Below are 9,432 nucleotides of genomic sequence, written 5' to 3' on the forward strand. Positions count from 1 at the left end.
ATACTATGGTGATAATAGTGGTGTGAATAAAATCATTCAAGCAAATGACTTGGAAAATGCAGATATGATTTTTGCGGGACAGTCTCTATTAATACCATAACCAAAGTAACTGATAGAATCTTTTTCTTTTCTAAGATGACAATAAATACTGTTAACTTTAAAATATTGGGGAGAAATTTTTACGCCAGTTTCAGTAGCATATATTCTTAATTATCAGAACAAAACGGAAAGAGCTATTGATTATTAAACAAGCTTCAGAGTAAGAAATCATAGTACACTGTAAGAGCGGATTTTACAAAAAAATGTTGCGATATTAAAAATAATGTGATACAATACTAATGCTGTTTAAAGTGGATAAGACTCAGAATAATGAGCAAAATATATAGGAGGATTTGAAATGACAACAATTGGTATGGTGTTAACAGGCATTCTAGCTGTTTTGGCAGTAGTATTGAGCATAATTATTTTGATGCAATCTAAGCGTTCTGCAGGCTTGGGTGCAATTAGCGGCGGTGGCAGCAGTGATACTTACTGGAGTAAGAACAAAGGTCATTCTGTAGAAGGTGCGTTAGAGAAGTATACAAAGATTGGCGGCGCCCTTTTTATGATACTTGCTTTTGTGATTAATTTGGTTGGCTAAACGATGGGAGATGCAGAAGTGCATCTCTTTTTTTGCAAACAAAAGATTTGGATAAAATTAGGAGGTATTTATGGAGTTGAATTATATATTGGAAGAAAGAAAAGAAAAGGTACTTGGTTATATTACCAGTGAAGAGTATATTCCTTTAAAGCGCAGAGAAATTCGTCAGATGCTATCTGTGCCGGACAGTGATAAAGAGGTATTTGAAGATTTGTTAGGCCAGCTTATCGCCGAAGGTAAGGTGGTGGAGACGAAGAAAGGAAAGCTTATGGCGCCAAAGGCCTTAAATATGTCCACAGGGGTTTTTACAGGTCATGCAAAGGGCTTTGGTTTTGTGACTCCAGATGAAGGCGGGCCGGACATATTTATTCCTGCAAATGAAACTGCTAGTGCTATGCAAAAGGACAGGGTTTTATATAAGGTTCTAAACCAAGGTGAGGGAGATAAAAAAGCTGACGGTGTCATCATCAAGGTTCTTGAAAGAGGGATTGTTCGTGTTGTAGGCCTTTATGAACAAAGCAAGGGTTTTGGCTTTGTGATCGCAGATGACAAGAAGTTTGCAAAGGATATTTTTATTGCTAAAGAGAATGCTAAGGGTGCAGTAAGCGGTCATAAGGTTGTAGTAGAGATCATAAGCTACGGGGAAGAAAGAAGAAATCCCGAAGGAAAGATTATAGAAATATTAGGCCACGTAAATGACCCGGGGGTTGATATTTTATCTGTGATTCGTCGCTTTGATTTGGCAATTGAATTCCCTGAAAAAGTATATCAAGAAATTGAAAAGCAAGATACAGAGGTTTTGGAAAAAGACAAAGAGGGTAGAGAAGACTTTCGAAATCTTCTTACCATTACCATTGATGGGGAGGATGCTAAGGACTTAGACGATGCTGTTTCATTGTCAAAAAGGGAAAATGGTAACTATTGGTTAGGGGTGCATATTGCCGATGTAACCCACTATGTTCGTGAGCATACAGCCTTGGATCAAGAGGCATACGCGCGGGGAACCAGCGTTTATTTGGTTGATCGAGTGATACCAATGTTGCCCCATAAGTTGAGCAATGGTATCTGCTCTTTAAATCCGGAAACGGATAGATTAACTTTAAGCTGTATGATGGAAATAGACGAGAAGGGAAATGTTGTTTCCCACAAAATCTGTGAATCAATGATACATTCCGATTTTCGTATGACTTATACAGCAGTTCGAGAAATTATTGAGGACAAGACACCTGAGCTTTTGGAAAAGTATGCTGAAATTGTGCCCATGTTGATGCTGATGAATGAGCTCAGGCAGATTTTAGGTGAAAAAAGAAAGAAACGGGGCTCGGTAAACTTTGACTTACCTGAGTCTAAAATCATCCTAAATGAGCAAGGGAAACCCATTGAAATTCGTCCTTACGAAAGAAGTATTGCAACAAATTTGATAGAAGAATTTATGTTGGTTTGTAACGAGACTGTAGCTGAAAATGCTTTTTGGCAAGAGATTCCTTTTATGTATCGTACCCATTTAGAGCCGGATGAAGAAAAGCTTAAGAGAATGGAGCAATTCATTCGAGGCTTTGGCTATCATTTAAAGAAAAAAGACGGAGAGATTCATCCTAGGGAAATACAAAGGGTTTTATTAGAAGCAGAAGGAACGGAGCAAGAAAGAATCATTACCAGAATGGTTTTACGCAGCATGATGCAGGCGCGCTATGCCGCAGATAATCTTGGACATTTTGGTTTGGCGGCAAAATATTATTGCCACTTTACTTCACCCATACGACGTTATCCAGATTTGCAAATTCATAGGCTCTTAAAGAAAATGCTCCATGGAGAGCTAGGTGAGACGCAAATAAAGGAATACCATAAAAAGATGCCTGATATGGCGTTGCATTGCTCAAGGAGAGAGCGTATTGCCGATGAAGCTGAACGAGATACTGAGCAATTGAAAAAGGTTGAATTCATGTCGGATAAAATTGGTCAAGCTTTCCAAGGCATTATCTCCGGTGTTACCAATTGGGGAATTTATGTGGAGTTGCCAAACACCATTGAAGGAATGGTGGCTCTTGCAATGCTAGACGATGACTATTATGAATATAATGAGAAGAGCATGATGGTCTTTGGAAAAAGGACAGGGAAGAGTTACCGTTTAGGAGATAAGGTGACAGTTGTTGTTTCCAAGGTTTCAAAAGAACTTGGAACCATTGATTTTTTATTTGATGATGGAGAGGAATAAAAAGAAAGCCTGCTTGCGAGATGCTTCGCAATGCAGGCTTTTTCTATGTAATGAAATATTGCAGTATTTTTGGAATAATGTAAACTGCTTTGGCAAACTAATATAATAGGTAAGAATTCCTTATCATTGTTTAGAATTTAATGTAATTTTTAGTTTATAACAGCGATACAGTCCAAGCATAAAGCCACCCGCATAAATCAACATGGAAAAAGCCAGAAAAGGCTTTGGGCATGTCAGGTGGGTTATTTTCTGATAAACCCAACATCCAAATACAAGTATTCCGCTGGTTGCAGAACAGGCCGAAATCGTAAAAAAATGTTTTGCAGCAAGCGCTGCGGTGGAAGCATCGGCATTAAATTCAGGTAGGAGGCGGGAGGCCATTTTCCGTGTTTGCCGTGTTTCACTATAAAAAAATATAGAAATTAAGAATAAAACAACGGTGTAAAAAAGCATAAGCCCCTCCTTTTTAAAAACAGTTGAGTATGTTTGGAATAGAAACAGAATAAAAGTATAATTTTTTTTCATATAGAGTAGTGTAACATTTTATAATATGTAACGCAAGCAATTATATCGACAAATGAGGTAGGCTGTTTGTCATAATAGACATATAAAAATTTGTATTCGCAAAAAAACATGACATATTTGAGCGTGAGCGTTGTATTCTATAGAAAAGTATGTTACTTTTATAAAGTAAAGCATAGTCGTATCGATGCGGTTATGTGCAAAAGAAATAAGAGGGAGAGGTAGTATGGATCAAGGATTAGAGAAAAGATATGGTCTTTTAACGGCGATTGCTATGGTAGTTGGTATCGTTATTGGCAGCGGCGTGTTTTTTAAGGCAGAAAAGGTTTTGGTTGCAACAGGAGGAAATCTAAGCCAAGGTATTTTGGCATGGTTTCTAGGCGGATTGGTTATGGTTGCCTGTGCTTATAATTTTGCAGTTTTGGCGACACATCATGAAAAGGTAAGCGGGATTGTTGACTATGCAGAAACAATAGTTGGACCCCAATATGGTTATTTTTTTGCATGGTTTATGGCTACTATTTATTTTCCAGCAATGACTTCTGTTTTAGCTTGGGTGTCTGCCAGATATTTTAGTGTATTGATAGGGTGGAGCATAGTTGGGCCTGAAACAATGACACTTGCAGGGTTATTTTTGGTAAGTAGCTATGTGCTAAACGCCATTTCTCCTAGGCTGGCAGGAAAACTGCAAGTATCCACTACAATTATCAAGCTAATACCGTTGGTATTAATGGCAGTAGTGGGCACTATTTTTGGTTTGAAAAGTGGTATTCTAGTGGAAAACTTTAATAGTGCAGTAATCACTGAAGTGAAGGGTAACCCTTTGTTTACTGCGGTTGTTGGCACGAGCTTTGCCTACGAGGGTTGGATTTGCGCAACTAGCATTAACGCAGAATTAAAGGATGCAAAACGTAATTTGCCGTTGGCGTTAGTTATTGGTACAGTTTTTACTGTTTTGATGTATATCCTTTATTATGTTGGTTTGGCAGGAGCGGTTGAAAACAGCGTAATGATGGAAGGCGGAGAAGCTGGAGCAAAAATTGCTTTTTCTACTGTGTTTACAAATGCCGGTGGAACACTGCTTTTTGTGGTTGTGGTAATTTCCTGCTTAGGAACCCTTAACGGTTTAATGTTGGCTTGTACCCGTGGATTTTATGCTATGGCTGCTAGAAACGAAGGCCCTATGCCTCATATTTTTAATGCGGTGGATAAGGTGACAAATATGCCAACCAATTCATCTGCTATGGGTGTTTTAATGGCGGCAATCTGGCTTACCTATTTTTATGGGGCAAATTTAACGGAACCATGGTTTGGTCTGTTCTGCTTCGACAGCTCCGAATTGCCAATTATAACAATCTATGCTATGTATATACCCATTTTCTTATTGCAGATGAAAAAAGGGAAGGACTTAGGCACGTTTAATCGTTATGTAGCACCGATTTTGGGAATTGTGGCAAGTGTATTTATGGTAGTTGCAGCAGTTGTTTCTTTAGGAGAAGCGATTATCTATTACTTAATTTTATTTGCTGTTGTAATGTGCATTGGTTTCGCATTGAAAAACTATGGTCATCAAAAAACGAAATAAGTAATTATTGTGATCGAAAGATTGAGTTATTGATGGTAGTAAACAATGCTTATCTAAAGAAAAGAAGGATAATTCCTTTTTCCCTAGCTGCAATATAAACAAAAAAAGAAATAGCCCCCATTTAAATGATTTAAGCACGAATTGTTTAAATGGAAATTGGGCTTTTTTCTTGTGTTGATTGGGCAGAAAAGGTTGACATATAATTGTTAAGTTGTATACTGTAATAAGTAACATATGTCGAAAATGAGGAGGGACTTTATGGCGCGACCAAGAAAGTGCAGAAAAGTTTGCGCATTGCCTGAAAATTGCGGCTTTGCTCCAATGAAGGAGATGAATGATGAAAACCGTGTTATTATGGCGGTAGACGAATACGAAACCATTCGACTGATTGATTTGGTTGGCTACACGCAGGAAGAATGTGCCGCTCAAATGCATATTGCCAGAACTACAGTACAGGGCATATATAACGATGCAAGAAGAAAGCTGGCAGATGCTTTAGTAAATGGAAAATCCCTTCACATGAAGGCGGCGATTTCGACCTTTGCGAGGGGGATAGCTTGCATTGTGGGAAGAAATGCGAAAAATTCTGTTATAAAAAAAGAAAAATAGCAAATATATCTAAGGAGATGTAATTATGAGCGAAAATTGTTCACATAACTGTGGAAGCTGTTCTTCCGACTGTTCAAGCAGAAAGCCGGCTGATTTTTTAGTACCGCCCAACGAGCATAGTGAAATTAAAAAGGTGATTGCTGTTGTGAGCGGTAAGGGCGGCGTTGGGAAATCAATGGTGACCTCTTCCATGGCTGTTTTGATGAATCGATTAGGGAAGAAAACAGCGATCTTAGATGCAGATATTACAGGCCCATCCATTCCAAAGGCTTTTGGCATGACACAGAAGGCTTATGGATCAAAAACTGAAATAATACCTTGTGAAACTAAAACAGGGATAAAGGTAATGTCTGTGAACCTTTTGCTGGACAATGAAACGGATCCTGTGGTTTGGCGTGGACCAATTATCGCTGAAACTGTAAAACAGTTTTGGCGGGACGTTGCTTGGGGTGATGTTGATTATATGTTTATTGACATGCCTCCAGGTACGGGTGACGTTCCACTGACGGTTTTTCAATCCATAGCCATTGATGGGATTATTATTGTCACATCTCCTCAGGAATTAGTAGGGATGATTGTGGATAAGGCTGTAAAGATGGCTGAGATGATGAATGTACCAATATTAGGTATTGTAGAAAATCTATCCTATTTTGTCTGTCCTCAGTGCAGTGAAGTACATAAAATTTTTGGCGACAGTAATATAGATGCCATTGCAAAGAAGCACAATATACCTACTGTTTGCAAATTGCCTATTGACCCTAACATTGCAGCACGCTGCGACAGAGGGGAAACGGAAGCGTTAGAGGGAGAATGGCTATTGCCTATGGTATCATTCTTAGAAAAAAAATGACGAGACTATACCTTTATGCATAATAGATAAAAATAGATTTATAGCTCAAAAAATAGAGGAAATAATATTTTTATGCAGAAGCGTTTAAAGTATTTTTCTTAGAACTTAAGGAATTTCTACTACTCCTACTAAACAGAGTATTTAAAACTTTTGGTTTTAAAGCACTCTGTTTTTTTTATTTCTTCAAGGAAAATCCTTGATACAAGTAAAAAAAGAATAGCTTGACTTTAGTAAATAGAAACAGGGGAAGGCTAGAATCATTTTATTATATGAATAAGGAAGGAATAAGATTTTTATTGAGAGAAAGCCAGGAAAATAAATTTAGAATTCGTTTTTTTACGATGGATGACTAAAAAATTCAAACTAAGTTTTTTCACAACGAGAAGAAGAAGAAACTATGAACAAAAAAAGTGGCAATATCCTTTTTTACGACAAGATAGGAGAAGAAAATACCTAATAACTGCTATAAATATGCACAAAGGGGGGAATATGAGATTTATCTTTTAACTATGTATCGCTAAAAATACGATAAAATGTTGAAAATGAGTTATTATTTAGTACTATTATAGCAATATATTGCTTGGAATTCAGAATAATTTCGTTAAAATGTATCAAATTCTTTGAAATGAAACCTTTCTTTTTTTTAAGACTGAATGAATAAATTAAGTCAAAAATATTTAGGTTTTTTAATAAAAATTGTACATTTTTAAGTAAAAAGACCTATGTAGGTGAATTTCATTTATAAAAAAATACTTGTTTTTTTGCTGTAATAATATAAAATAGTAAATAGGTTACAGAATCTGAGGGAACATCTTTATTTTGTATTCGACAATAAAAATCATTCGTTATCGTGGGGGCGATGAATACTGTCATACAAAGAGTAGAGGTGATGGTTCTGACCGGTGAAATTATCTTATATAATTTGGGAGGTAGTAAAAATGGAAGCAGTTAATAATTTTGTGTCCGCCATCAACGGGTTTGTATGGGGTCCTGTAATGCTGGCTTTGTTGTTCGGTACGCACGTGTTCCTGACAATCAGAACAAGATTTATTCAGAGACATCTGGGTAAGGCGATTAAGTTATCGGTAACGCCAGACAATGAGGCTGAAGGCGATGTATCTGGATTTGGTGCGTTAGCTACTGCTCTTGCAGCCACAATTGGTACTGGTAATATCGTAGGTGTGGCGACTGCGGTAGCACTAGGTGGTCCTGGTGCAATTTTTTGGTGCTGGTTGACAGGTCTTTTCGGTATTGCAACAAAATATGGCGAAGCTTTACTTGCAATTAAGTACAGAGTAAAGGATAGCACCGGTTCTATGATTGGTGGTCCTATGTACGCTCTGGAAAGAGGCTTGGGACAGAAATGGCTTGGCGTTTTATTTGCACTGTTTGCAGGCATTGCATGTTTCGGTATCGGTAACATGACACAGGCAAATTCTATTTCTACTATGGTTCGTGATAACTTTGGGTTACCTACCTGGATTACAGGTATTGTAATAACAATTGCTACAGGTTTGGTTATTTTGGGTGGCGTTAAGTCCATCGCTAAGGTTTGTGAAAAATTAGTACCTTTAATGGCAGGTCTTTATATTTTAGGCTGTATCATTATTTTAGTATTAAATGCTCCCTATATTGGCGCTGCATTTAAGTTGATTGTTGGAAACGCATTCACAGGCAGTGCAGCTGGCGGCGGTTTTGTTGGTGCAACAGTAATGATGGCAATTCGTTTTGGTATCGCTCGTGGTTTGTTTACTAACGAATCCGGTTTAGGTTCCGCACCTATCGCTGATGCTGCTGCTATGACAAGAAACCCTGTTCGTCAGGCTTTGATTTCTAGTTCAGGTGTTTTCTGGGATACAACTGTTGTTTGTGCTTTAACAGGTTTGGTTTTAGTTACTTCTATCTTGAAAAATCCATCTGCTATGGAAGGCTTGAATGGTGGTGCTTTAACATCTGCAGCATTCAACAGCATTCCAGTAGTTGGCCCTATTGTATTGACAATTGGTTTGATTACATTTGCTTGGTCTACAATCTTAGGTTGGAGCTATTATGGCGAAAGATCATGGGTATATTTAGTAGGTACAAAAGCTGTAAAACCTTTCCGTTTTGCTTGGGTAGTGGTAGTATTCATTGGTAGTGTTATTGCCCTTGACTTGGTATGGAATATAGCTGATACATTGAATGCGATGATGGCATTCCCTAACTTAGTTGCTTTGCTGGGATTAAGTGGTGTAATTGTATCTGAAACAAAGAAATTCCTGTGGGATGACAATATGGATGGTTGGTCCACAGATGAAATTCCTACAGTAAAGAGATAATTCGGTTTAAATCCCACGCAAGAAAGACGGCTTATATGCCGTCTTTTTTTATGTATAGAATGTTACAAAATAAGAGATTCTTTATATAGCAATAGCAAAGAGGAATACGCGAATTTTCTAAGTGGAAGATCAAAAAATTTTGAGGCACCGAGGAGAAAATGCATGGGGCGAATTATATGAATTTTGAAGTTTTAGGGACATTTTTTAAAGAGACTCTATCGGTTGGTAGAGTCTTTTTTTAATGAAATTGAAGTTATTTCTTCATATGTTATAAAAAAAATTTCTTGAACAACAAAACATATGCCACAACCAAATTGTTTTAAAAAAACTGTATACTAAAATAAAAAATGAAATAATTCTTAAATATTTTACGACAATTTTCATGATTTAGATGCAAAAAAATAATAGATGCTATATTATATTTGAAAAAATAAAAAAGAGATGTGAAGTTATTCGTTGACTTTTTTGAAAGATTGTCCTGAAATTTGTACAAAAAATGTCCTCCCATAATAAACACTTGTATTTTAAAAAAAAATATGTACAATGAATACAAGGTCTGAAGTTCATAGTAAAATACTGTTTATTGCAAAAATAATAGTTTGTTTTTAAAAAATAGTAGAATCAATTATTAAAATCAGACCTAAATGAACTAATACATACATTATATAATTTGAGGGAGGAAACAAAATTATG

7 protein-coding genes are annotated in these 9,432 nt (G+C 36.9%); 6 read left to right on the forward strand and 1 reads right to left on the reverse strand.

The annotated features are described in order from the left end of the window. Positions 1-397 precede the first annotated feature (397 nt). Positions 398-640, forward strand: a complete 243-nt coding sequence (secG, locus tag RTK36_RS15860) for a preprotein translocase subunit SecG (RefSeq protein WP_066047480.1) — start codon at positions 398-400, stop codon at positions 638-640. A 70-nt stretch (positions 641-710) separates the two neighbouring features. Next, positions 711-2,855 (forward strand): ribonuclease R, encoded by a 2,145-nt coding sequence (rnr, locus tag RTK36_RS15865; RefSeq protein ID WP_312048198.1) that lies wholly within the window; start codon positions 711-713, stop codon positions 2,853-2,855. Positions 2,856-2,978: 123 nt separating this feature from the next. Here the strand turns inward: rnr and RTK36_RS15870 are convergent, their stop codons facing one another. Then, a complete protein-coding gene (locus tag RTK36_RS15870; protein WP_312048199.1) occupies positions 2,979-3,308 on the reverse strand; it encodes a hypothetical protein in 330 nt (109 codons plus the stop codon). 295 nt (positions 3,309-3,603) lie between these two features. Between RTK36_RS15870 and RTK36_RS15875 the strand changes: the two genes are divergently transcribed. The 4 genes from RTK36_RS15875 (at position 3,604) to RTK36_RS15890 (ending at position 8,739) form a co-directional block, all read left to right on the forward strand. Then, complete coding sequence (locus tag RTK36_RS15875; protein WP_312048200.1) at positions 3,604-4,962, forward strand: APC family permease; 1,359 nt, start codon at positions 3,604-3,606, stop codon at positions 4,960-4,962. Positions 4,963-5,220: 258 nt separating this feature from the next. Then, entirely contained in the window at positions 5,221-5,571 is a 351-nt protein-coding gene (locus RTK36_RS15880; RefSeq protein WP_331655095.1) for a DUF134 domain-containing protein, read from the forward strand. A gap of 25 nt (positions 5,572-5,596) precedes the next feature. Then, positions 5,597-6,421 carry an Mrp/NBP35 family ATP-binding protein gene (locus RTK36_RS15885; protein ID WP_312048201.1) on the forward strand — a complete coding sequence of 275 codons (825 nt, stop codon included), beginning with the start codon at positions 5,597-5,599 and terminating at the stop codon, positions 6,419-6,421. Positions 6,422-7,359: 938 nt separating this feature from the next. After that, on the forward strand, positions 7,360-8,739 hold the full coding sequence (locus RTK36_RS15890) for an alanine/glycine:cation symporter family protein (RefSeq protein WP_312048202.1): 1,380 nt from the start codon (positions 7,360-7,362) through the stop codon (positions 8,737-8,739). Positions 8,740-9,432: the final 693 nt, after the last annotated feature.

Origin of the sequence: Anaerotignum sp., from assembly GCF_031981185.1 — a bacterium.
Taxonomy (GTDB): Bacteria; Bacillota; Clostridia; order Lachnospirales; family Anaerotignaceae; genus Chakrabartyella.

What these genes read in the sequence shown, in the direction of transcription:
- secG (WP_066047480.1), top strand. Translation starts at nt 398, where the DNA reads ATGACAACAATTGGTATGGTGTTAACAGGCATTCTAGCTGTTTTGGCA.
- rnr (WP_312048198.1), top strand. Translation starts at nt 711, where the DNA reads ATGGAGTTGAATTATATATTGGAAGAAAGAAAAGAAAAGGTACTTGGT.
- RTK36_RS15870 (WP_312048199.1), bottom strand. Translation starts at nt 3,308, where the DNA reads ATGCTTTTTTACACCGTTGTTTTATTCTTAATTTCTATATTTTTTTAT.
- RTK36_RS15875 (WP_312048200.1), top strand. Translation starts at nt 3,604, where the DNA reads ATGGATCAAGGATTAGAGAAAAGATATGGTCTTTTAACGGCGATTGCT.
- RTK36_RS15880 (WP_331655095.1), top strand. Translation starts at nt 5,221, where the DNA reads ATGGCGCGACCAAGAAAGTGCAGAAAAGTTTGCGCATTGCCTGAAAAT.
- RTK36_RS15885 (WP_312048201.1), top strand. Translation starts at nt 5,597, where the DNA reads ATGAGCGAAAATTGTTCACATAACTGTGGAAGCTGTTCTTCCGACTGT.
- RTK36_RS15890 (WP_312048202.1), top strand. Translation starts at nt 7,360, where the DNA reads ATGGAAGCAGTTAATAATTTTGTGTCCGCCATCAACGGGTTTGTATGG.